We start from the raw sequence: 21,873 nt of genomic DNA on the forward strand, positions 1-21,873 counted from the left end.
GGTGTGGGGGGGCTTCCCTTTTGTTTTGGCTCCTTGGGGGGGCGGGGTGGTGGGTTGTCGTTGGGGTCGTGCGGCGGGGTTTTTCCCCCCCCCCCCGCGCGCGGTTGGACGCGGCGGAGCCGCGCCCGCGCGCCCCCCCGAAGAGCGCCGGCTCCGTCGTCACCGTACGGAGCGGCGTCCGCGCGCCCTCTTTTCGGCGGCTTGCTGTAATGGGTGCTCCAATTGGAGCAGGCGCTACGGTAAGCTCGCGCCCGACAGAGGCGAGAGCGGGTCGACGCAAGGGGCTTCCGCATGACCGGGCCGCGGACGGCGGGCAAGAAACGTGCCAACGGCGTGGAGTCGCGGCAGCGGATCCTCGACGCGGCGGTGGCCATCGCGGGCGAACGCGGTTACGAGGGCACGTCCATCGCGGCGGTCAGCTCCCGCTGCGGGCTCCCGGCCAGCTCCATCTACTGGCACTTCCGGGACAAGGACGACCTGATCACCGCGGTCATCGCGCGCAGCTTCGAGACCTGGCTCGCGGCCGTCGAGCTGCCGGGCGAGGAGGCCGGCACTCCCCTGGACCGAGTCGTGATCATGGCCGCGAACGTGGCCAGGTCCCTGGTGAACGAGCCGGACTTCCTGCGCCTCGGCCTCATGCTCGCCCTGGAGCGGCGGCCCGAGGAACCGCGCAGCCGGACGGTGTTCTTCCAGGTCCGCGACCTCGCCCGGCAGCGGATCGAGCAAGTCGTCCGCTTCGTGCTGCCGCACCTGGACGACGACGCGGTGCGCCTCCTCACCACCTATGCCATCGCGGGCGCCGACGGACTGTTCGTCCAGCGGGAGTTCAACGGCGACAGCATCGACCTGGTCGCGCTGTTCCAGTTCCACGCCCGGCAGGTGTACGAGACGGGCATCCGCATGGCGGCGGAGTGCGCGCGATGACCCCGGCCGGCCGGCCACGCGCCGCGACCGCCCCGCGGCCCCGCCCGCCCCGGTGCGCGCACCCCGGACCCGCCTGCCCGCCCGGACGTCCCCACCGGTTACGGCACCTGCCCGGACCCCGGCCGACGGGTACCGTCCGGCGCCCCGGCCACCGCGCCCGCCGCCGGTGCCGGTCGCACCGGCAGGAGCGCGCTCCGGCCCGCCGGCCGGTGGCGGTGACGAACGGCTGACAACCGCCCGCCCGCCGGTGCCGTCCGGAAATCCATCCCCGAGAGAGAGTCAGCAGGTCACCGCATGCCCGCCGCACTTCGCCGGATCGACGTCCACCAGCACGTCACACCGCCCTTCTACGGCGCCCTGCTCGCCCAGGCGGGCATCGCCGAGGCGGGTGGCCGCGCCCTGCCCGACTGGAGTCCGCACGCGGCGCTGGAGTCGATGGACCAGCTGGGCACCGCCACGGCCGTGGTGTCCGTCTCCACGCCCGGCACCGGGTTCCTCAGCGACCCGGCCGAGGCCGCCGGCCTGGCCCGGCGGCTCAACGACTTCTCCGCCGCCCTGGCCGCCGACCACCCCGGCCGTTTCGGCTGGTTCGCCACCCTGCCCATGCCGGACGCCGACGCCGCCGTGAACGAGGCCCGCCGGGCCCTGCTCTCGCTGGGCGCCGACGGGGTCACCCTGCTCGCCAACACCCAGGGCGTCTACCTCGGCGCGCCCGGCCAGGACGCGCTGTGGCGGTGTCTGGACGAGCACGGCGCCGTGGTGTTCGTCCACCCGGCCGAGCTGCCGGCGCCCGCGATCAAGGACATCCCGCCGTTCGCCGCGGACTTCCTGCTGGACACCACCCGCGCCGCCTACCTCCTGGTGCGCGGCGGCATCGTGCGCGACTGCCCGAACATCCGGTTCGTGCTGAGCCACGGCGGCGGCTTCGTGCCGTACGCCTCCCACCGCATGGCCGTCACCATCGCGAACGAGACCGGGCGCTGCCCGCTGGACGTGCTGGAGGACTTCCGGTCCTTCTACTTCGACACCGCGCTGTCCTCCAGCCCGGCGGCCCTGCCCACCCTGCTGGGCTTCGCCCGCCCCGGGCACGTGCTGTTCGGCAGCGACTGGCCGTTCGCGCCCACCACCGCCGGGCAGTACTTCGCGGCCGGTCTGGACACCCACGTGGACCCGGGCACCCTGACCGCCGTCAACCGCACGAACGCCGAAGCGCTCTTCCCCCGCCTGGCGGGCCGGGCGCCCGCGGCCCCGGCCCGCCCCCTCACCGCGCGGCTGCGGCACTCCGTGCACCGGGCCGGTGCCCGGCTCGCCTTCAAGCTGGTCCAGCCCGGCGCCGACTGAGAAGTCCCCGCGGCGCCGTCCCGCTCGCGTGGCGGGCGGACGCCGTGCCGCCCATGATGGGACGGTCAGCGGTCAGCCGAGCAGGGAGAGCGACGGCCATGCAGATCGTCGTGGATCTCACGCGCTGCCAGGGCTACGCGCAGTGTGTGTTCCTCGCCCCGGAGGTCTTCCGGTTGCACGGGGAGGAAGGGCTGCTCTACACGCCGGCGGTGCCCGATGACCGGCTGGAGCGGGTCCGCCGGGCCGCGGCGGCCTGCCCGGTGCGGGCGATCCTCGTCGGCGAGGAGGTGGGCGCCGATGGCGGGTGATCCGCGAGACGGCCGTATCGTCGTCGTCGGCGCCTCGCTCGCCGGGCTCCGGGCCGCGGAGACGCTCCGCGAGGAGGGCTTCACCGGTGCGCTGACCGTGGTCGGGGACGAGCCCCATCCGCCCTACGACCGGCCGCCGCTGTCCAAGCAGGTGCTGCTCGGCGGCGTCCCGGCGGACAGCACGGGCCTGCCGGTGCGCCGGGACCCGGACGCCGAGTGGCGTCTCGGGGTGGCCGCCACCGGGCTGGACCCGCTGGCCCGGCGGGTGCTGCTGGCCGACGGCGAGTCGCTGCCGTACGACCGGCTGCTGATCGCCACCGGGACCCGGGCCCGGCCCTGGTCCGACCCCGCCCAGGCGGCCCTGGACGGGGTGTTCACCCTGCGCACGCGCGAGGACGCGGCGGGGCTGGCGGCGCGGCTGGACGCGGGGCCGGAGCGGGTGCTGGTGATCGGCGCCGGTTTCACCGGCTCGGAGATCGCCTCGGCCTGCCGCGAGCGCGGGCTGGCGGTGACGGTCGCCGAACGCGGCCCCGCTCCCCTGGTGGGCGCGCTCGGCGGGACGCTGTCGCGGCTCGCGGCCCTGATGCACCGCGAGCACGGCGTGGACCTGCGCTGCGGGGTGACGGTCACCGCGCTGCTCGGCGACGGCGGCGGCCGGTTCACCGGGGCGGACCTGTCCGACGGGACCCGCGTCGAGGCGGATGTGTGCGTGGTCGCGCTGGGCGCGGTGCGCAACGTGGAGTGGCTGGCGGAGTCGGGGCTGGCGGCGGGCCCGCGCGGGATCGCCTGTGACGCCGGGTGCCGGGCCTTCACCCGGTACGGGATCGTCACCGACGACGTCTTCGTGGCCGGCGACGTCTCCCGGTTCCCCCATCCGCTGTTCGGCTACCAGCTGCTCTCGCTGGAGCACTGGGGCAACGCGGTCGCCCAGGCCGAGGTCGCGGCCCACAACATGGTCAGCCCCGGGCCGCTGCGCCGCCCGCACCTGTCCCTGCCCCGGTTCTGGTCCACCCAGTTCGGGCGGAACATCAAGTCGGTGGGCGTGCCGACCTACTCCGACCACGTCGTGATCACCCAGGGTTCGCTGGAGTCGGGACGGCTGGCGATGGTCTACGGCTACCGGGGGCGGGTCACCGCCGCGGTCACCGTAGACATGGCCAAGTCCGTCGACTACTACCGGCATCTGATCGAGACCGCCGCCCCGTTCCCGCCCCCGCCCGGCGCGGCGGACCGCGCGCTGACGGCCGACATCCCGCTCCCCTCGGACGTCCCGGACCCGAGGGAGCTGTCCCACGAACCCGTCGTGGCACTCACCGGTCACCTGCCCGACCGCCGGCTGATGGTGGTGCAGCCGCCCGGCTGAGCCGCGTCCCGCCCGACCACGAGGAGCCGCCATGGACCCCGGCACCCTGCTGGCCCGGATCACCGATTACGCGAACCGCCCCGACCCCTATCCGCTGTACGCGGAACTGCGCGCCGCGGGGCCGGCGGTGCGGCAGGAGGACGGCGGTTTCCTGGTCGGCGGCTACCACCAGGTCGCCGCGCTGCTGCACGACCCCCGGATGAGCGCCGACGAGCGGTCCCGCACCGCGCCGGCACCGTACGAGGGGACACGGGACGCGTCGTTCCTGCGGCTCGACGACCCCGAGCACCACCGGCTGCGCACGCTGGCGATGCGGCCGTTCGGGCCCCCGCACAGCCCGCACCGGGTCGACAACATGCGCGGGGAGATCGCCCGGATCACCGAGGAGCTGCTCGCGGACCTCCCGCCGGACCGGCCGGTCGACATCGTGGACGACTTCGCCTACCCGCTGCCCGTCATCGTGATCTGCCGGCTGCTCGGCGTGCCGCGCGAGGACGAGCCGCGGTTCCGCGCCTGGTCCGACGCGCTGGTGGCGACCGCCGACATCCGGCCGGGCGAGGACACCACCGAGGTGGAGCGGGCCGGTGACCGGGCCGGAGCCGAACTGCGGGAGTACCTGCTGGACCTGGCGGAGCGGCGGCGCGGCCGGCCGGCCGACGACATGCTCTCCGCCTTCGTCAACGAGCCCGACCCGTCGCTGCGGCTCACCTCTACCGAACTCGCGGTGACCGCGGCGCTGTTGCTGATCGCGGGGCACGAGACCACGGTCAACCTGATCACCAATGGCGTGCTGACCCTGCTGCGCGGGCGCGACCACCTCGAACGGTTGCACCGGGAGCCCGGCCTGCTCCCGCTCGCGGTGGAGGAGTTGCTGCGCTACGAGCCCCCGGTGCACCTGCGGGAGCGGGTCCCCCTGGTGGACGTCGAGGTCGCCGGCACCACGATTCCCGCGGGCACCTCCGTGATGCTGGCGCTGGCCTCCGGCAACCGCGACCCCCGGCGCTTCCCCGAGCCGGACCGGTTCGTCCCCGACCGCCCGGACAACGAACACCTGGGCTTCGGCAGCGGCGTCCACCTGTGCTACGGCGCGCCGCTCGCCCGCATCGAGGCCCTGACCGCGCTGGGCGCGCTGCTGCCCCGGCTGCGGACCGCCCACCTGGCCGAGGACCCGCCGCCGTACCGGCGAAACGCCATGCTGCGCGGCCCCCGCCATCTGCGCGTCCGGCTGTGAGCGGCGGCTACGGCGCCGGGCGGCGCCCGAGGCCGAGGTGGCGGTCCGGATTCACCACCGTGGACAGGCCGTTGAGCAGCAGACGGGTGCCGCCGCGCAGATGGGCGGCGTCCTGGTCGCCGTCCGAGGCGGGTGCGACCCAGGTGTACTGCTCGTGCCAGGACAGGCGGCAGCCGGCGGGCTCGTCGGAGAGTTCGACGGTGACGAGGGAGATCCAGCGGCGGACGCCGTCGACCTCCGCCTCGTAGACGTACACGATCCGGGTGTCCGGGACGATGTCGAGGAAGCGGGAGCGGTAGGCGAGGCGCTCCTCGGTGCCGCCGGAGACGAAGACGTTGCGGGCGCTCTCGCCGCCGCCGACCCGGAAGTCCAGCTCGTGTCCGGCGGTGCCGAGGGGGCCGGGGAGCCGGAACCAGCGGCCGCGCAGGGAGGGTTCGGCGAAGCCGCGGAAGACCTCGGCGCGGGGCACCGTGAAGTCCATCGCGACGGAGAACGAGCCGTGCCGTGCGGGGGGCACCGGGAGGTCGTCCGTCTCCGCCGGTGCGCGGTTGCCTGCGTCCATGGGCCGATTGTGGCACCAGGGTCCGGGCCGGCCTCAGCGGGCCCGGCCCGTCGCGCGACCGGTCAGCAGGTCGCGCAGGTCGCGGGCGTTGCGGCGGCTCACGGCGAGCGTCCGGTCGCCGATGCGGACCGTCAGGTTGCCGCCTTCCACGCGGAGTTCCTCGATCCGGCCGAGGGCGACGAGCCGGCTGCGGTGGATGCGGACGAAGCCGTGCGCGCGCCACTGCTCCTCCAGCGTGGACAGCGGGATCCGCACCAGGTGGCTGCCCTCGCCGGTGTGCAGCCGCGCGTAGTCGCCCTGGGCCTCGACATGGGTGATGTCGGCGAGGGGCACGAACCGGGTCACCCCGCCCAGTTCCACGGGCACGTGACCGACGGGGCCGGGCGCGGCGGGCGCGGGTGCCCGGGGCGCGGCCGGACGGGGTCCCTGACCGGCCCGGACCAGCTCGGCGACGCGTCGTACGGCCTCGGCGAAGCGCTCCTTGCGCAGCGGTTTGAGCAGGTAGTCCACCGCCTTGAGGTCGAAGGCGCGCACGGCGAAGTCCTCGTAGGCGGTGACGAACACGATCAGCGGCGGGGCGGCGAAGGCGCTCAGCGCGCGGGCCAGTTCCAGGCCGCCGAGGCCGGGCATGTCGATGTCGAGGAAGACGACGTCGAAGCCCTCCGGGCCGTCCGGGTCCCGCGTCAGGGCGTCGTTCAGCCGGCGCAGCGCCTCGCCCCCCGTCCGCGCGGGCACGGCCGTGCCGACCCGCGGGTCCTCGCCGAGCAGGTACAGCAGTTCGTCGAGCGCGGGGCGTTCGTCGTCCACGGCCAAGGCGCGCAGGGGCGCGTCGGTCACGCTCATGTGCGAAGGCGCTCCTTCCGTCCCCGGCCGCCTTCCATGGTGGTGCCGCCGGGCCCCGCCGTCGAGATCGCGGACGGCGGTGTGTCCGGGCCGTGACGCGCGGGGGGCGGGACCGTTATCTGAGGCCGCTGAGCATGACGCCGCGGATGTAGTGCTTCTGCAGCAGCAGGAACAGCACCAGCACCGGCAGGACGCTCAGCACCAGGCCGGCCATGACGATCGGCAGGGTACGGGCCGGGTCGACGTGGTCGCGCAGCAGCTGGATGCCGACGGGCAGGGTCATCAGGTCCGGGTTGGCGGTCGAGACGAGCAGCGCCCAGATGTACTCGTTCCAGGCGTCGACGGCGGTGAGCAGCCCGAGGGTGACCAGGACCGGCCTCGTCTGCGGGAGAACGATCCGCCACCACACCGTGAACTCGCCGGCGCCGTCGACGCGGGCGGCCTCCAGCACCTCGTCGGGCAGGGACAGCATGAACTGGCGGGTCAGGAAGATCCCGAAGCCGTTGACGAGGAACGGCACGGCGAGCGCCACGATGCCGCCGGTCAGGCCCGCGCCGCCGCGCCCGAGCAGGTCGTTGCCGCCCGCCAGCGGCCAGTGGACCAGGATCAGGAAGTGCGGGATGAGGAAGACGAACGGCGGGAACATCATGGTCGACAGCACCAGCCGGAAGACGAGGTCCCGGCCGGGGAAGCGGAGTTTGGCGAGCGCGTAGCCCGCGAGCGACGAGGTGAGCAGCACCGACGCGGTGACGACGGCGGTGACGACGACGCTGTTGCGGAAGAGCAGCGGCAGGTTCAGCTGGTGGACGGCCGCACGGTAGTTGGACAGGGCGAACGCCTTCGGCAGGAACCGGTACGGCAGCGTGCCCGCCTCGCCGGGCCCCTTGAAGGACGTCATCACCATGTCGAGGAACGGCACCACCGTGAGCAGGGCGCCGGCCGCCACGACGAGGTACGACAGCCACGGGACACCGCGGCGCGTCACGCGTCCTCCCCCGCCCGCCGGAAGAACCACAGCTGGGCCAGGGTGACCACGAGGACCACCGCGAACAGCACGAACGCGGCGGCGCTCGCGGTGCCCCAGTCGCCGTAGTCGAAGGCCCGCCGGTACATCTCCAGCGCGGCCACGTCGGTCGCGTCGCCCGGCCCGCCCCTGGTCATCACGGTGATCAGCGCGAAGGACTGGAGACCGGTGAGGAACTGGGTGACGCACACGAACAGCAGGGACGGCCGCAGCAGCGGCAGGGTGATCCGCCGGAACACGGTGCCGGGGCCGGCGCCGTCCAGCGCGGCGGCCTCGTGGTACGACGCGGGGATGGACTTCAGCCCGGCGGTCAGCACGAGGATCGCCGAGCCGAGCGAGGCCCAGGCCTGGACGACCACCACCGAGGGCAGCGCGGTGTCCGGGTCCTGGAGGAACGCCACCGAGGCGATCCCGAGGGCGTTGAGGACGCCGTTGGCCAGGCCGCCCGGCTCGTACATGTACTTCCAGACGTTGCCGACGGCGACGACGGTGGTGACGATCGGCAGGAAGTACAGGGTGCGCCACAGCCCCTGGAAACGCAGCCGGTCGACGCAGGTGGCGACGACCACCGAGCCGGTGACGGCCAGGGCGACGGTGCCCAGGGCGAACAGCAGCGTGTTGGTGAGGACCGGCACCAGGAACGTCGACCCGTCGGCGAAGAGCGCGCCGAAGTTGTCCAGGCCGGCCGGTTCGACGGCGCCGAGGTCGAACCCGGTCCAGTGGGAGAGCGACAGCAGCAGGGCGAAGCCGAGCGGCAGGACGAGGAAGACGGCGAAGAACAGCAGCGCCGGGGCCAGGAAGAGGTAGGCGACCGCCGTCTGGCGGCGCCCGGCCCGGCGGCGGCCGTCGCGGGCGGGTGCGGGGGGTCCAGGGGCGGGCGCCCGCTCGGGCGTCGGCGGGGTCAGGACGTTCACCACGACCGGGACACCTCCTGGTCGACCTGGCGGCGGGTGGTGCGCAGCGCCTCGTCGACGGACCGGCGGCCGGTCCACAGCGCCTCGATGTTCTCGCGCAGCAGGGCCTTGGCCCGGGCCGCGCCCGGCACGTTCGGCTCCGGTACCGCGTAGGCCAGCGCGTCCAGGAACGGGCGCAGATTGGGGTCGGCGCCGGTGCCGAGGAGCGCGCGCATGTCGTCGGCGCGGGCGGTGAGCGAGCCCACGGACACCTGGAGGGCGCTCATCCGGGTGGCTGCGCCCCGGGGCGCGCGCACCCGGTCGGTGTTGAGCCAGCGCAGGAACTCCCACGCCTCGCGCGGGTGCCGGCTGGCCGTGTTGACGCCGAGCATGAAGCCGGTGGCGAGGGTGGCGGGCCGGGCGTGCGGCCCGGGCGGGGGCACGGGCGCGACCCCGACGTCCCGGTAGTCTACGCCCATCAGGGCCTTGAGGCTCCCGGTCCACCAGCCGGCGCCGATGACCATGGCCACCCGACCGGAGGGGAAGGCCTGGTAGACGTCGACGGCGGGGGCGCTCGCGCCGCGGGCGACCAGCCGGTGCTCCAGGGCGAGCACGGCGCGGCCGGCCGGCGAGTCGACGGCGGTGGACCTGCCGTCCGGGGCGACGAACCGCCCGCCGGCGGCGTGCAGCAGGGCGAGGGTCTGGCCGACGGTGGTGGCGTCGTCGTGGGCCGACAGTCCGAAGCCCTGGACGAGGGGGTTGCCGTACCGGTCGCGCCGGGTGGTGCGGTAGGCGGCCTCCTCCAGCTCGGGCCAGCTGCGGGGCGGGCCGTCGAGACCGGCCTCGCGCAGCAGCCGCCGGTTGTAGTAGAGGGCGTAGGTCTGGGCCTCGGTGGGATAGCCGTAGACGGTGCCGTCCACCGTCACGGCGCCGACGGCGGCCCGGCCGTAGCCGCGCCGGATGTGCTCGGCGTGTTCGGGCGGCGCGGGCCGCAGCACGCCGGCGCGCACGAGCTGGCCGTTCCACAGGCAGTAGGGGTGGAGGATGTCGGCGCCCTGCCCGGCGGCCTGGCGGACCATGACGGTGGTCAGCAGGTCGGTGAACTCGACGGCCTTCGTGCGCACCTTGACCCGGTCGTGGGTGGCGTTCCACTCGTCGACGGGGCCCTGCAGGGCCCGGTGGAGCGTGCCGCTCGCGTAGTGGGACAGCAGGGTGAGGACGATGGGGTCGCCGGGCCGCCCGGTGCCCCGGTGCGGGGCGGCGCAGCCGGCGGTGAGCAGCGCCGAGGGGAGGGCGAGCGCGAAGTGACGGCGGCCCAGGCGGCCGGGGGGCGTCACCGGGCGGCCTCGTGGCGCAGGACGCGGAACACCCGGGTGGTGGTGAAGCCGGCCGCGCGGTACAGATGGCCCGCCGGGGAGTCCTCGCCGGTCCACAGGAACCAGGCGCCGTGCGCGCCGCGCGCCCGCATCCGCTCCAGGACGAGGTGGAGCAGGACCTTGCCGAGGCCGGTGCCGCGCAGTTCCTCCCGCACCCCGAACGGGCCGAACCGCTCCAGGGACGCCTCGTACGCCCCGTGCATCGCCCAGCCGGCCAGCCGGCCCGAGGGGTCGCGGGCGACGACGATCCGGTCCGGGGGCAGGCCCGCCGCGCAGGCCTCCCGGATGGCGCGGGCCCAGTCGGCGTGGAAGCGGGTCCCGGCGAGCGCGATCAGGTCGACCAGGTCGTCGTCGGCCGGGGTGGCGAACCGGTGGCCGCGTGCCGTCAGGTCGTCCCGGCGGCGGGCGACCTCCTCCGGGAGGCGGTAGCCGACCAGGCCGCGGTCCATCGCCGCCGCCTCGTACAGCGTGCGAAAGCCCAGCGAGGCGAGGAGCCCGGCCGCTTCCGGGTAGCTCGCGGTGTCCAGTCCGGGCAGGAGGTAGTTCGGGGTGTACGAGGCGAAGTCGGTCCGGGTGCGGCCGTGGCCGTGCAGCCAGTCGAGGGCGTCGGTCAGCAGCCGCCGGCCGAGGCCGCGCCCGCGGGCGGCCGGGTCGACGAAGAAGAACGGGATCCAGCCCTGCTCCGGCTCCGGGTCGGTGCCGGCCAGGGGGGTCAGCCGGCGCACCGCGTAGGCGGCGCCGACGATCCGGCCGCCGGTCACCGCGACCCGGAGCCCTTGCGGGTCGAAGTTGGCGTCGAGCAGGACCAGGGAGCGGAACCGGTCGGCGCTGAGGGGGTCGGCCGGTGCGCTGCGGCGCCACACCTCGACCACCTCCGGCCCGTCCCCCGTGCGAAAGCCTCGGAGCACGGCCCCGTCGTGCTGGCTCATCCTGTGCCCCCGTCTGCCGGTGCCCTCTCGAAACGGTGGCTGGAAATCTACTGGTCCGTCCGGGAATGTCGAGTCGGACGCGCCCGGAGGGGCTCAGACCGGCAGCACCAGCCGGGCCCTCTCCCCCGGGCCGACGGGCACCACCCGGTCGCGCAGCCGGATGTCGATGGGCGAGCGGTCGGAGGCGGGCACGGCGATCTCCAGCAGGCCGCTGCGCAGCCGCAGCCGCACGCCCCAGTGGCCGCGGTAGCGGACCGCGAAGCCGTAGGAGGACAGCTCGGGCAGCGGGACGGGGTCGAGGCAGAGGCCGCCGCGGGTCTCCAGGCCGGTCAGTCCGCGCTGGACCAGGTCGAGGGTGCCGGCCATCGCGCCGAGGTGGACGCCCTCGCCGGTGGTGCCGCCCTGGAGGTCGGCGATGTCGCCGCGCAGCGCCTCCTGGACGAACCGCCAGGCGTCGGCGCGGCGGGCGCGGGCGAGGATCCAGCCGTGGACCAGGCCGCTGAGGGTGGAGCCGTGGCTGGTGCGGTGCAGGTAGTGGTCGACGGTCGCGGACCAGGTGTGCTCGTCCAGCCGGTGCCCCAGCCGCTGGAGCAGGCCGCGCAGTTCGCCGGGCGAGAAGAGGTAGCCGAGCATGAGGACGTCGGCCTGCTTGGACGCCTTGTAGCGGTTGACGGTGTCGCCCTCGGCCTCCAGGATCCGGTCCAGGCGCCGGATGTCGTCGTACCGCTTGCGGTAGCCGTTCCAGTCCAGTTCGGCGAGGTCGGCGTAGCCGTCGAACTGGCTGATCACGCCGTCGTGGAAGGGGACGTGCAGCCGGCGGGAGACCTGCTCCCAGCGGGCGGGCTCGTCCTCGTCCAGGCCGGCGTACTCGGTCAGTTCGCGCCGGCGCGGCTCGGGCAGGCCGGCCAGCAGTTCCAGGGCGCGGGTGAGCACCCAGGCGGCGGTGACGTTGGTGTAGGCGTTGTCGTCCAGGCCCGGGCGGGCCGCGCCGGGGTAGGCGTCGTGGTACTCGTCGGGGCCGACCACGCCCCGGATGCGGTAGCGGCCGAGGTGGTCGTCCCAGGTCGCCGAGTCCGCCCAGAAGCGGGCGATCTGCAGCAGCATCTCGGCGCCCTCGCCGTGCCGGAAGTCGGTGTTGCCGGTCGCCTCGCAGTACTGCCAGACGTTGTACGCCACGGCGGAGCCGACGTGGTGCTGGAGCCGGGAGTGGTCGGGCAGCCAGCGGCCGGAGCGCGGGTTGAGGTGGAGTTGCTGGGTCTCCTCGCGGCCGTCACTGCCGCTCTGCCAGGGGTAGAGGGCGCCGCGCCGGCCGAGCGCGGCGGCGGCGTGGCAGGCGGCGTCCAGCCTGCGGTGGCGGTAGCGGAGCAGGGCCCGGGAGACCTCCGGCAGGTGCAGGTTCAGGTAGGGCAGGACGAAGAGCTCGTCCCAGAAGACGTGGCCCCGGTAGGCCTCGCCGTGCAGGCCCCGGGCGGGCACGCCGACGTCCAGGTCGGCGGTGTGCGGGGAGAGGGTCTGCAGGAGGTGGAACAGGTGCAGGCGCAGGATGCTGCCCGCCTCGCCGGGCACGTCCAGCGCGGTGCGCCGCCAAAGCTGCCGCCAGGCCGCGCGGTGTGCCTCCAGCAGCCGGTCGAAGGAGGGCGCGTCGGCGACCCGGTCGAGGGCCGCGCACAGCGGGTCGCTGATGGCCGGATCGCGGGAGGTGTGCAGGGCGACGGTCTTGTCGACGGTGGCGCTCCCGCCGGGCGGCAGGCGCAGCCGCAGCCGCTGGACGGCGCGGCGGTCCTCGTCGGCGTGCCGGACCGGTGCCCCGGCGGTCAGCCGGGCGGCGAGGCCGAAGCCGATGTCGGAGGCCCGGGTGTGGCAGCGCAGCCAGACGCGGCCGGGTGCGGCGGCGCCGACGTCGAACCGGGTGAGGTGCCGGCCGTCCAGTTCCCGGTAGCGGGCGACCCCGGAGTTGGTGACGCGCCCGTCGAGGGCGGCCTCCACGTCCAAGTCGAGGGGGCCGCCCTCGGCGGTGAACTCGGTGCGCAGAGCGGCGAGATGGGGGTCGGCGAGGTGGACCAGGCGCACCTGCCGGACGAGCAGGCCGGTGCCGTCTTCGAGCGGGTAGCGGGTGCGGCGCTCCAGCACTCCGGGGCCGAGGCGGAGGACCTGGTGGTGCTCGGCGACGGGGGTGGTGTCCGGGGTGAGCCAGTCGCCGTCCGCCGGGCGGAACCGCAGGGGCAGCCAGTTGGGGAGGTTGACCATGTCCTCGTTCTCGACCCGGCGGCCGGCGACCTCGGAGGTGAGCCGGTTGTAGCAGCCGGCCGCGTAGGTGCCGGGGTAGTGGACGTCGTCGGCGGTGCACTCGGGAAGCGCGCCGCGGGTGGCGAAGTAGCCGTTGCCGAGGGTGCACAGCGACTCCCGCAGGCGTTCCTCGCCGGGACGGTAGCCGTCGTACTCCCAGGTGGGTCCGGTCACCGTCGTCCCTCGGACAGCAGGCCGGCGAGGATGCGGTCGGGGGTGAGGGGCAGCTCGCGGAAGCGGATGCCGGTGGCGTGGTGGACGGCGTTGCCGAGCGCGGCGGCGGTGCCGACGATGCCGATCTCGCCGATGCCCTTGCTGCCCATGGGGTTGAGGTGGGGGTCGTCCTCCTCGATCCAGCCGGCCTCGATGTCGGGTACGTCGGCGTGCACGGGCACGTGGTAGGAGGCGAGGTCGGCCTCGGGGAAGTCGCCGAACGCCGGGTCCAGGGTGCTGTGTTCGGTCAGGGCCATGCCGAGGCCCATGACCATGGCGCCGGTGAACTGGGAGCGGGCGGTGCGGGCGTTGAGGATCCGGCCGGCGGCGTAGACGCCGAGCAGCCGGCGGACCCGGATCTCACCGGTGACGGTGTCGACGGCGACCTCGGCGAAGTGGGCGCCGAAGGCGTGCTTGGCGTACGGGCTGTCGGCGTCGGCATCGCCGGTGGTGTCCGCGCGGGCCTCGATGCCCTCGGCGGGCAGCGGCCCGGGGTGTGCGGCCAGCCGGGACGCCAGCTCGGCGCAGGCGTCGTGGACGGCCCAGCCCCAGGAGGCGGTGCCCATGGACCCGCCGGCCAGCGGCGCCGGGGGCAGGTCGCTGTGGCCGACCTCGATGCGCACCCGGTCGAGGGGCACGCCCAGGGCGTCGGCGGCCACCTGGGCGAGGACGGTACGGGCCCCGGTGCCGATGTCGGTCGCGTTGGTGCGGACGGTGAAGGTGCCGTCGGGCAGGGCGCGGGCGGCGGCCGTGGACGGGGCGGCCTGGGCGGGATAGGTGGCGGCGGCCACGCCGGTGCCGAGCAGCAGCGGGCCGTCGCGGCGCACGCCGGGGCGCGGGTCGCGGCCGGCCCAGCCGAAGCGGCGGGCGCCCTCGCGCAGGCACTCCACGACGTGCCGGCTGCTGAAGGGTTTGCCGCTGCCCGGCTCCCGCTCGGGTTCGTTGCGTACGCGCAGTTCCACCGGGTCCGTGCCGAGGGCGTGGGCGAGTTCGTCCACGGCGGACTCCAGGGCGTACATCCCGGGCGCCTCGCCGGGGGCGCGCATCCAGGACGGGGCGGGGACGTCGAGCGGGACCACCCGGTGGGTGCTGAGCAGGGCGGGGGCGGCGTACATGACGCGGGAGGGCACCGCGGCGTGTTCCACGAACTCGCGCACCCGGGAGGTGTGGGCGGTGGCCTCGTGCAGCAGGGCGGTGAGCCGTCCGTCGGGGGTCGCGCCGAGCCGCAGCCGCTGCACGGTGGGGGCGCGGTGGCCGACGGTGGTGGGCAGGTACCGGCGGGGGTAGGCCACGGTGACGGGGCGTCCGGTGTGCCGGGCGGCGAGGACGGCGAGGACGGTGTCGGGGCGCGGGGTGCCCTTGGAGCCGAAGCCGCCGCCGACGTGTTCGGAGACGACGGTGACGTGTTCCTCGGGCAGGCGGAACAGCCCGGCGAGCACGGACCGCACCGTCGTGCCGCCCTGGGTGGAGGTGTGCACGGTGAGCCGGTCCCCGTCCCAGTGGGCGGTGCTGGCGTGCGGTTCCATGGGGTGGTTGTGCAGCGGCGGGATCCGGTAGGTGACGTCGACGCGGACCTCGGCGGCGGCGAAGGCGGCCTCGGGGTCGCCGTGTTCCAGCCGGCCGGGGTGGCCGCCGGCCTCCTCCGGCTCGTAGGCGTCCGGGTGGCCGGGGCCGAGGGTGAGGTGGTGCGGCGCGGGGGCGTAGTCGACGCGGACCGCGCGGGCGGCGGCGCGGGCGGTCTCCAGGGTGTCGGCGACGGCGAGGGCCACGCACCAGCCGCGGTGCGGGACGTCCGGGCCGCGCAGCACGGCGAGCGTGGCGTCCTCGGGCTCGCCGAGCCCGGCCGCGGCGCCGGGGGTGAGGACGGCGAGGACGCCGGGCAGGGCGAGGGCCGCGGCGGTGTCGACGCCGGTGACCCGGCCGTGGGCGATCGCCGCGGGCACGGGCCAGGCCCAGGCGCGGCCGGGCAGGGGGTACTCGGCGGCGTAGCGGGCGGTGCCGGTGACCTTCCGGCGTCCTTCCCGGCGCTCGGCGGGGGCACCCAGGGCGGTGCCGGTCGTACCGGTCGTACCGGTCATGGGGGTGTCCTCCTGTGTCGGCTCAGGCCGTCGCGGGGGCCGGGGCGAGGCGGTTCAGGACGTCCAGGGCGAGGTTGCGGGCGAGGGACACCTTGTACGCGTTGTCCCGCAGCGGCTCGGCGTGCGCGAGTTCGAGGGCGACGGCCCCTTCGAATGCCTCGGGGGTGGCGGAGGCGCCGAGCAGGGCCAGTTCGGTGTGGCGGGCCCGCCAGGGGCGGTGGGCGAGCCCGCCGAAGGCGACGCCCGCCTGGTCCACCACCCCGTCCGCGACCCGCAGCACGACGGCGACGGAGGCGAGGGCGAAGGCGTACGACGCCCGGTCCCGGGCCTTGCGGTAGGCGGACGGCACCCCGGCGGTGGCGGCCGGGAGCAGCACCGCGGTGATCAGTTCGCCGGGGCGGATCCAGGTGTCCCGCTCGGGGTGCTCGCCGGGCAGCCGGTAGAAGTCGGCCACCGGCAGGCACCGGGTGCCCTCGGTGCCGTACAGCTCGACCCGGGCGTCCAGGGCGGCGAGGGCGACGGCCATGTCGGAGGGGTGGGTGGCGATGCAGTGCGCGGAGTGGCCGAGGACGGCGTGGTCGCGGTGGACGCCGTCCCGGGCGCCGCACCCGCTGCCCGGTTCCCGCTTGTTGCAGGGCTTGTCGAGGTCCTGGAAGTAGGGGCAGCGGGTGCGCTGGAGCAGGTTGCCGCCGGTGGTGGCGGCGTTGCGCAGCTGGGCGGAGGCGCCCGCGAGGAGGGCCTGGGACAGGACGGGCCAGCGGTCGCGCACGCGCGGGTCGGCGGCGAGATCGCTGTTGCGGACGGTGGCGCCGACGCGCAGGGAGCCGTCCGGCAGTTCCTCGATGGCGTCCAGCGGCAGCCGGCCCACGTCGATGAGGACGGCGGGCCGTTCCACGCCGAGTTTCACCAGGTCGACCAGGTTGGTGCCGCCGGCCAGGTAGCGGGCGCCGGGGTGGGCGGCGCAGGCCTCGGCGGCCTCCTGGAGGGTTTCGGGGCGCAGGTATGCGAAGCCGTTCACTCGATCACGTCCTCGATCGCCTCGACGATGCGTGGGTAGGCGCCGCAGCGGCAGAGGTTGCCGCTCATCCGCTCGCGGATCTCGGTCCGGTCCAGCGGGACGGGCCGGCCGGAGGGGGCGGCGGGGTCGGTGACGTGGGAGGGGTGGCCGGCCGCGGCCTCGGCGAGCATGCCGAGGGCGGAGCAGAGCTGGCCCGGGGTGCAGTAGCCGCACTGGAAGGCGTCGCGGTCGAGGAAGGCCCGCTGGAGCGGGTGGGGTTGCTCGCCGTCGCCGCCGAGGCCCTCGACGGTGGTGATCTCGCTGCCGTCGAGGGTGACCGCGAGCAGCAGACAGCTGTTGAGGCGGCGCCCGTCGACCAGCACGGTGCAGGCACCGCACTGGCCGTGGTCGCAGCCCTTCTTGGAGCCGGTGAGGTCCAGGTCCTCACGCAGCAGGTCCAGCAGGACGCGCCGGTGGTCGACGCGCAGGGTGTGGGGTTTGCCGTTGACCCGGAGGGTGACCTCGGAGTGGTGGGATGCGCTGGTCATGGGCGGCGATGACCTTCCGGACGGACGATGCTGCCGTCCCCACCGCGTATCCAGTCGCCCCCGCCTCACACGTCCCGGCACCCATCCGGCGGCGTCCGGTGCCGCTCAGCCGGCCGGCGGTGCCAGCGCCGCCGCCGGTTCACCGGGGGCCGCGAACTGGGTGCGGTGCAGCTCGGCGTAGCGGCCGCCGGCGGCCAGCAGCTCCTCGTGGGTGCCGCGCTCCACGATGCGGCCGGCCTCCACGACGAGGATCTGGTCGGCGGCCCGGACGGTGGACAGGCGGTGGGCGATGACGACGGCGGTACGGCCCTCCAGCGCCTCGGTGAGCGCCTCCTGGACGGCCGCTTCGGACGTGTTGTCCAGATGGGCCGTCGCCTCGTCCAGGATGACCACCCGCTGCCGGGCCAGCAGCAGCCGGGCGATGGTCATGCGCTGGCGTTCGCCGCCGGAGAGCCGGTAGCCGCGCTCGCCGACGACCGTGTCCAGGCCCTCGGGCAGGGACCGCACGACGTCGGCGAGGCGGGCCCGGCCGAGGGCGTCCCAGAGGTCGTCGTCGGTGGCGCCGGGCCGGGCGAGCAGCAGGTTGGCGCGGACGGTGTCGTGGAAGAGGTGGCCGTCCTGGGTGACCATGCCGACGGTGGCGCGCAGGGAGGAGAAGGTCAGGTCGCGCACGTCGACGCCGCCGACGCGGACCGCGCCGGCGCCCGCGTCGTACAGGCGCGGCAGGAGCTGGGCGATGGTGGACTTCCCGGCGCCGGAGGAGCCGACGAGGGCGACGGTCTGCCCGGGTTCGGCGCGGAAGGAGACGCCGCGCAGCACCTCGGTGCCGCCGCGGGTGTCGAGCGCGGCGACCTCCTCCAGGGAGGCGAGGGAGACCTGGTCGGCGGACGGGTAGGCGAAGCGGACGGCGTCGAACTCGACGGCGACCGGGCCCTCGGGGACCTCGCGGGCGTCCGGCTTCTCCTCGATGAGGGGTGGGAGGTCCAGCACCTCGAAGACCCGCTCGAAGCTGACGAGCGCGCTCATCACCTCGACCCGGGCCCCGGCGAGCGCGGTCAGCGGGGCGTACAGCCGGGTCAGCAGCAGGGCGAGGGAGACCACGGCGCCGGGCTCCAGGGTGCCGCGCAGGGCGAACCAGCCGCCGAGGCCGTAGACGAGCGCCAGGGCGAGGGCGGAGACGAGGGTGAGGGAGGTGATGAAGAGGGACTGGGCGGTGGCGGTGCGCACGCCGATGTCCCGGACCCGGGCGGCGCGGGCGGCGAACTGGGCCGACTCCTCCTCCGGGCGGCCGAACAGCTTGACCAGGGTGGCACCGGGGGCGGAGAACCGCTCGGTCATCCGGGTGCCCATGGCCGCGTTCAGCGCCGCCGCCTCCCGCTGCATCCGGGCCATCCGGCCGCCCATGCGGCGGGCGGGCAGCACGAACACCGGCAGCAGCACCAGCGCGAGCAGCGTGATCTGCCAGGACAGGGTGAGCATCACGGCGAGCGTGAGCAGCAGGGTGACCAGGTTGCTGACCACGCCGGACAGGGTGGAGGCGAAGGCCCGCTGGGCGCCGATCACGTCGTTGTTGAGACGGCTGACCAGCGCTCCCGTACGGGTACGCGTGAAGAACGCGACGGGCATGCGCTGCACATGATCGAACACGGCCGTTCTGAGATCGAGGATGAGTCCCTCCCCGAGCGTCGCCGACAGGCGCCGGCCGAGGATGCCGAGCCCGGCCTCCGCGAGGGCGACCAGCGCGATGAGCAGGGAGAGCCGGACGACGACGGCGGGGTCGTGCCCCGCCACGATCGCGTCGACGACGCGTCCGGCGAGGACGGGGGTGGCGACCGCGAGCAGTGCCGTGGCCATCCCGATCAGGATGAACCGGGCGATTCCGGCGCGGTGCGGGCGGGCGAAGGCGGCGATCCGGCGCAGTGTGGCGCGGGCGAACGGGCGGCGCTCGGACTGCGCGTTCATGACGCTGTGCAGCTGCGTCCAGGCGGTGGTCTCCATGCTCATGCCGACGACGGTAGGACCTCAAGCTCCGTTGAGGTCAAGACTCGCCCGCACGGGACGCCGCGGCCGCCGTACGATGCCCCGCCGCGCTCCCGGCCCGCCGGTGGCCGCTCAGCCGGTGCTCACCCGTACCGGGCCGCCCCCGGGGTCGACGCGGTCGTGCCAGCGGGCGGTGAGGGTCAGGGTGCGGTGCGGGAGGGCGGTGCCGGGGACCAGCCGGGCGCGGTGCAGGAGGCGGCCGTCCTGGTGGACGTACAGGACCGGGCGGGGCAGCGGGGCGGCGGTGCGCAGGAGGTGGCGCTCGGGCCCGGCCCCGGGGGTGACGCGGTTGGGGGTGATCCGGCGCAGCGGCGCCGACACCAGGACGGGCACCCCGGGGCCGGGCCAGGGGGCGCCCGCCAGGTGGTCCAGGACCGCGCGGGCCGCCCGGGCGCCCGCCAGGGCCGCGGTGCGGGCGGGCTCGACGGCGTGCAGCAGGTTGCCGGCGGCGAAGACGCCGGGGCGGGAGGTGTGCCAGGCGCCGTCGGTCGCGGGGCCGCGGGTGCCGGGGTCGAGGACGAGGCCGCCGCGCCGGGCCAGTTCGTGCTCGGGCACGAAGTCGCCGGTGAACACCACGGTGTCGCAGGGCAGGACGGCCGTGCGGCCGTCCCGGTGGCGGACCCGGACGCCCGAGAGCCGTCCGCGGCCGAGGAGTTCGGTGATCGTGGCGGAGGTCAGCAGCGGGATGCCGTGGTACAGCCGGGCCGCCCGGGCGCGGGCGCGGCCGGTCCGGGCCCGCGGGTCCTCCGTGACCAGGGCGACGACCTCGGCGCCGGCCGCGCGCAGGGTGCCGGCCGCCGCGTAGGAGACGTCCTCGGCGCCGGCCACGACCGCGCGGGTGCCGATGTGCTGCCCGAACAGGTGGACGGCCTGCTGGAGCTCCCCGGTGGTGTAGACCCCGGCGGGGCGGGTGCCGGGCACCAGGCGGGCGGCGCGGGGGCGTTCGCGGGCCCCGGTGGCGAGGACGACCGCCCGGGCCCGGACGGTCTCCGGCCCGCCGGGGCCGACGGTGGTGAGCTCGGGCCCTTCGGGCGCCCAGTCCAGTGCCGTCACCCCGGTGCGCAGGGTGGCGCCGGCCCGGTCGGCGGCCTCGGTGAGCAGCCCGGCGTAGCGGGGGCCGGTGAGCGGGCGGGTCCAGGTGCCGAAGCCGCCGTGGGCGCAGTGCCGGGGCACCCCGCCGGGCGCGGACTCCCGCTCCAGCACCTCCACCCGTCCGGCGCCGGCGGCGGCCAGCCGCGCGGCGGCTGCCAGCCCGGCGGGGCCGGCGCCGACCACGAGGACGTCCACGTGCCGTACGGCCGTCATGATCCCGCCCCCCGTTCGAACAGCTCGCGGACCGCCGCCCCGCAGTAGAAGCCCTGGCAGCGGCCGGCCCGGGCGCGGGTGCGGCGGCGCAGCCCCTCCAGGCCGCGCGGCGGGATCGTGCCGGCGAGGGCGTCGCGGATCTCGCCCCGGGAGACGCGCTCGCAGTGGCAGACCAGGGTGCCGTACTCGGGGTCGGCGGCGATCAGGTCGGCCCGCTGGCAGGGGCGGGGGAACGCCTCGCCGAGGTTGGGCAGGGTCACCGGATCGACCTCGCGTACCGGGCCGAGGTCGAGCCCCGTGCCGGCCAGCAGGCCGGTGACGTGGGCGGCGATGGCCATCGAGGCGGTCAGGCCGGTGGAGCGGATGCCGCCGACGGTGACGTACGCCTGCGCGGGGTGCGCGGTGATGCGGTAGTCCTCGTGGCCGGTGGCCGCGCGCAGCCCGGCGTAGACGGCGGTGACCTCCTCCTCCACCAGGGCGGGCAGGACGCGCCGGCCCTTCTCCCGCAGCGCCGCGAGGCCCTCGGCGGTGGAGCCGGTGGCCTGTTTGTCGTCCAGGTCCTCGGCGGTGGGGCCGAGCAGGACGTTGCCGTACACGGTGGGCGCGACCAGGACGCCCTTGCCGAGGGCGGTCGGCACGGGCAGCAGGATGTGCCTCACCAGGGGGCGGGCGAGCTTGTCGTAGACCAGGAGCTGGCCGCGGCGCGGGGTGACGGTGAAGTCGTCGCGGCCGAGGGCGCGGTCCAGGGTGTCGGCGTGCAGCCCGGCGGCGTTGACCAGGCGGCGGGCGTACAGGGTGCCCCGGCTGGTGGTCAGCCGGTGCCCGCCGTCCCACGCGACCTCGCGCACGGCGGTGTTCAGGTGCAGGTCGGTGCCGGCGCGGACCGCCTGGGTGGCGTAGGCCAGGGTGGTCGTGAAGGGGCAGACCACGCTCTCGCCGGGGACGTGCAGGGCGCCGAGCGCGCCGGGGCCGAGGTGCGGCTCGCGGGCGTACAGCTCCTCGGGGCCGAGCAGGGCGGTGTCGTGGCAGCCGTTGCGTCCGGCCTTCTCCGCCAGTCGGGGCAGCGCGGCGAGCTGCTCCGCGTCCCAGGCGACCAGCAGGGCGCCGGTCCGCTCGACGGGGATGCCGGTCCGGGCGGCGTAGGCGCCGAGCAGGGTGTGGCCCTCGCGGACCAGCCGGGCCTCCAGGGTGCCGGGGGTCGCGTCGAAACCGGTGTGCAGGATGGCCGTGTTGGCCTTGGAGGTGCCCTGGCCGACGTCGTCCTGGGCCTCGATCAGGGCGACGCGCAGCCGGGGGTGGCGGGCGAGTTCGCGGGCGATGGCGCAGCCGACCACGCCCGCGCCGACGACCGCCACGTCGTACGGCGTCGCCGGGAGCGGGCCGGCCGCGGTGACGGTCACGAGCCGAGGAGGGCGGCGACGGCGGTACGGAAACCGGCGCGGCGTTCGGCGGCCTGGTCGGCCGGGACGCGGGGCTCGTACACGGCGGCGGGCCGCCAGCCGGGCAGGGCGTCCTCGGGGGGGGAGCCGGGGTGTGTGTCGCGGGGGGAGAGGGGGGGGGGGACAAGCGCGGTGGAGTTCTGCCATGCGGACACCCCCGCAGGGCAGTTGCG

Annotated in this window: 18 protein-coding genes and 1 pseudogene; 5 read left to right on the forward strand and 14 right to left on the reverse strand. The window is 75.5% G+C overall.

What is annotated here, in order from left to right; genetic code table 11:
* The first annotated feature begins 291 nt into the window (after nt 1-291).
* The 5 genes from ACZ63H_RS36040 to ACZ63H_RS36060 all read left to right on the forward strand — a co-directional run bounded on the left by ACZ63H_RS36040 (nt 292) and on the right by ACZ63H_RS36060 (nt 5,167).
* On the forward strand, nt 292-924 hold the full coding sequence (locus ACZ63H_RS36040; RefSeq protein WP_469872434.1) for a TetR family transcriptional regulator: 633 nt from the start codon (nt 292-294) through the stop codon (nt 922-924).
* 294 nt (nt 925-1,218) lie between these two features.
* Nucleotides 1,219-2,265, forward strand: coding sequence for an amidohydrolase family protein (locus ACZ63H_RS36045; RefSeq protein WP_469872436.1), 1,047 nt, complete (start codon nt 1,219-1,221; stop codon nt 2,263-2,265).
* A gap of 98 nt (nt 2,266-2,363) precedes the next feature.
* On the forward strand, nt 2,364-2,573 hold the full coding sequence (locus tag ACZ63H_RS36050) for a ferredoxin (protein ID WP_469872438.1): 210 nt from the start codon (nt 2,364-2,366) through the stop codon (nt 2,571-2,573).
* Nucleotides 2,563-3,936, forward strand: coding sequence for an NAD(P)/FAD-dependent oxidoreductase (locus tag ACZ63H_RS36055; RefSeq protein WP_469872440.1), 1,374 nt, complete (start codon nt 2,563-2,565; stop codon nt 3,934-3,936). The genes ACZ63H_RS36050 and ACZ63H_RS36055 overlap by 11 nt, the downstream gene beginning before the upstream one ends.
* A gap of 31 nt (nt 3,937-3,967) precedes the next feature.
* Nucleotides 3,968-5,167: a cytochrome P450 gene (locus tag ACZ63H_RS36060; RefSeq protein ID WP_469872442.1), complete on the forward strand. Its 1,200-nt coding sequence runs from the start codon at nt 3,968-3,970 to the stop codon at nt 5,165-5,167.
* 7 nt (nt 5,168-5,174) lie between these two features.
* Here the strand turns inward: ACZ63H_RS36060 and ACZ63H_RS36065 are convergent, their stop codons facing one another.
* From ACZ63H_RS36065 to ACZ63H_RS36130, 14 genes and pseudogenes are all read right to left on the reverse strand, one after another.
* Nucleotides 5,175-5,729 (reverse strand): SRPBCC domain-containing protein, encoded by a 555-nt coding sequence (locus ACZ63H_RS36065; protein WP_469872444.1) that lies wholly within the window; start codon nt 5,727-5,729, stop codon nt 5,175-5,177.
* Nucleotides 5,730-5,762: 33 nt separating this feature from the next.
* Nucleotides 5,763-6,572, reverse strand: a complete 810-nt coding sequence (locus tag ACZ63H_RS36070) for a LytR/AlgR family response regulator transcription factor (RefSeq protein WP_469872446.1) — start codon at nt 6,570-6,572, stop codon at nt 5,763-5,765.
* Nucleotides 6,573-6,687: 115 nt separating this feature from the next.
* On the reverse strand, nt 6,688-7,557 hold the full coding sequence (locus tag ACZ63H_RS36075; RefSeq protein ID WP_469872448.1) for a carbohydrate ABC transporter permease: 870 nt from the start codon (nt 7,555-7,557) through the stop codon (nt 6,688-6,690).
* The gene (locus ACZ63H_RS36080; protein WP_469872450.1) at nt 7,554-8,513 is read right to left on the reverse strand and encodes a carbohydrate ABC transporter permease; all 960 of its coding nucleotides are present in this window, start codon (nt 8,511-8,513) and stop codon (nt 7,554-7,556) included. The genes ACZ63H_RS36075 and ACZ63H_RS36080 overlap by 4 nt, the downstream gene beginning before the upstream one ends.
* Nucleotides 8,507-9,826 carry an extracellular solute-binding protein gene (locus tag ACZ63H_RS36085; protein ID WP_469872452.1) on the reverse strand — a complete coding sequence of 440 codons (1,320 nt, stop codon included), beginning with the start codon at nt 9,824-9,826 and terminating at the stop codon, nt 8,507-8,509. Before ACZ63H_RS36085 ends, ACZ63H_RS36080 begins: the two co-directional genes overlap by 7 nt.
* Complete coding sequence (locus tag ACZ63H_RS36090) at nt 9,823-10,794, reverse strand: GNAT family N-acetyltransferase (RefSeq protein ID WP_469872454.1); 972 nt, start codon at nt 10,792-10,794, stop codon at nt 9,823-9,825. Before ACZ63H_RS36090 ends, ACZ63H_RS36085 begins: the two co-directional genes overlap by 4 nt.
* 93 nt (nt 10,795-10,887) lie before the next feature.
* Nucleotides 10,888-13,254: a glycoside hydrolase family 65 protein gene (locus tag ACZ63H_RS36095; protein WP_469872456.1), complete on the reverse strand. Its 2,367-nt coding sequence runs from the start codon at nt 13,252-13,254 to the stop codon at nt 10,888-10,890.
* Entirely contained in the window at nt 13,251-15,371 is a 2,121-nt protein-coding gene (locus ACZ63H_RS36100) for a xanthine dehydrogenase family protein molybdopterin-binding subunit (protein WP_469872458.1), read from the reverse strand. The genes ACZ63H_RS36095 and ACZ63H_RS36100 overlap by 4 nt, the downstream gene beginning before the upstream one ends.
* A 22-nt stretch (nt 15,372-15,393) precedes the next feature.
* Nucleotides 15,394-16,389, reverse strand: a complete 996-nt coding sequence (locus ACZ63H_RS36105; RefSeq protein WP_469872460.1) for an FAD binding domain-containing protein — start codon at nt 16,387-16,389, stop codon at nt 15,394-15,396.
* A complete protein-coding gene (locus ACZ63H_RS36110) occupies nt 16,386-16,916 on the reverse strand; it encodes a 2Fe-2S iron-sulfur cluster-binding protein (RefSeq protein WP_469872462.1) in 531 nt (176 codons plus the stop codon). Before ACZ63H_RS36110 ends, ACZ63H_RS36105 begins: the two co-directional genes overlap by 4 nt.
* Nucleotides 16,917-17,021: 105 nt before the next feature.
* The gene (locus ACZ63H_RS36115) at nt 17,022-18,920 is read right to left on the reverse strand and encodes an ABC transporter ATP-binding protein (RefSeq protein WP_469872464.1); all 1,899 of its coding nucleotides are present in this window, start codon (nt 18,918-18,920) and stop codon (nt 17,022-17,024) included.
* Nucleotides 18,921-19,028: 108 nt separating this feature from the next.
* Nucleotides 19,029-20,261, reverse strand: a complete 1,233-nt coding sequence (locus ACZ63H_RS36120) for an NAD(P)/FAD-dependent oxidoreductase (RefSeq protein ID WP_469872465.1) — start codon at nt 20,259-20,261, stop codon at nt 19,029-19,031.
* Nucleotides 20,258-21,661: an FAD-dependent oxidoreductase gene (locus ACZ63H_RS36125; RefSeq protein WP_469872467.1), complete on the reverse strand. Its 1,404-nt coding sequence runs from the start codon at nt 21,659-21,661 to the stop codon at nt 20,258-20,260. The genes ACZ63H_RS36120 and ACZ63H_RS36125 overlap by 4 nt, the downstream gene beginning before the upstream one ends.
* Nucleotides 21,658-21,873, reverse strand: a pseudogene (locus tag ACZ63H_RS36130) (FGGY family carbohydrate kinase); the annotation flags it as partial. The pseudogene ACZ63H_RS36130 and the gene ACZ63H_RS36125, both read right to left, overlap by 4 nt.

Source organism: Streptomyces sp. NPDC104831, assembly GCF_055583025.1.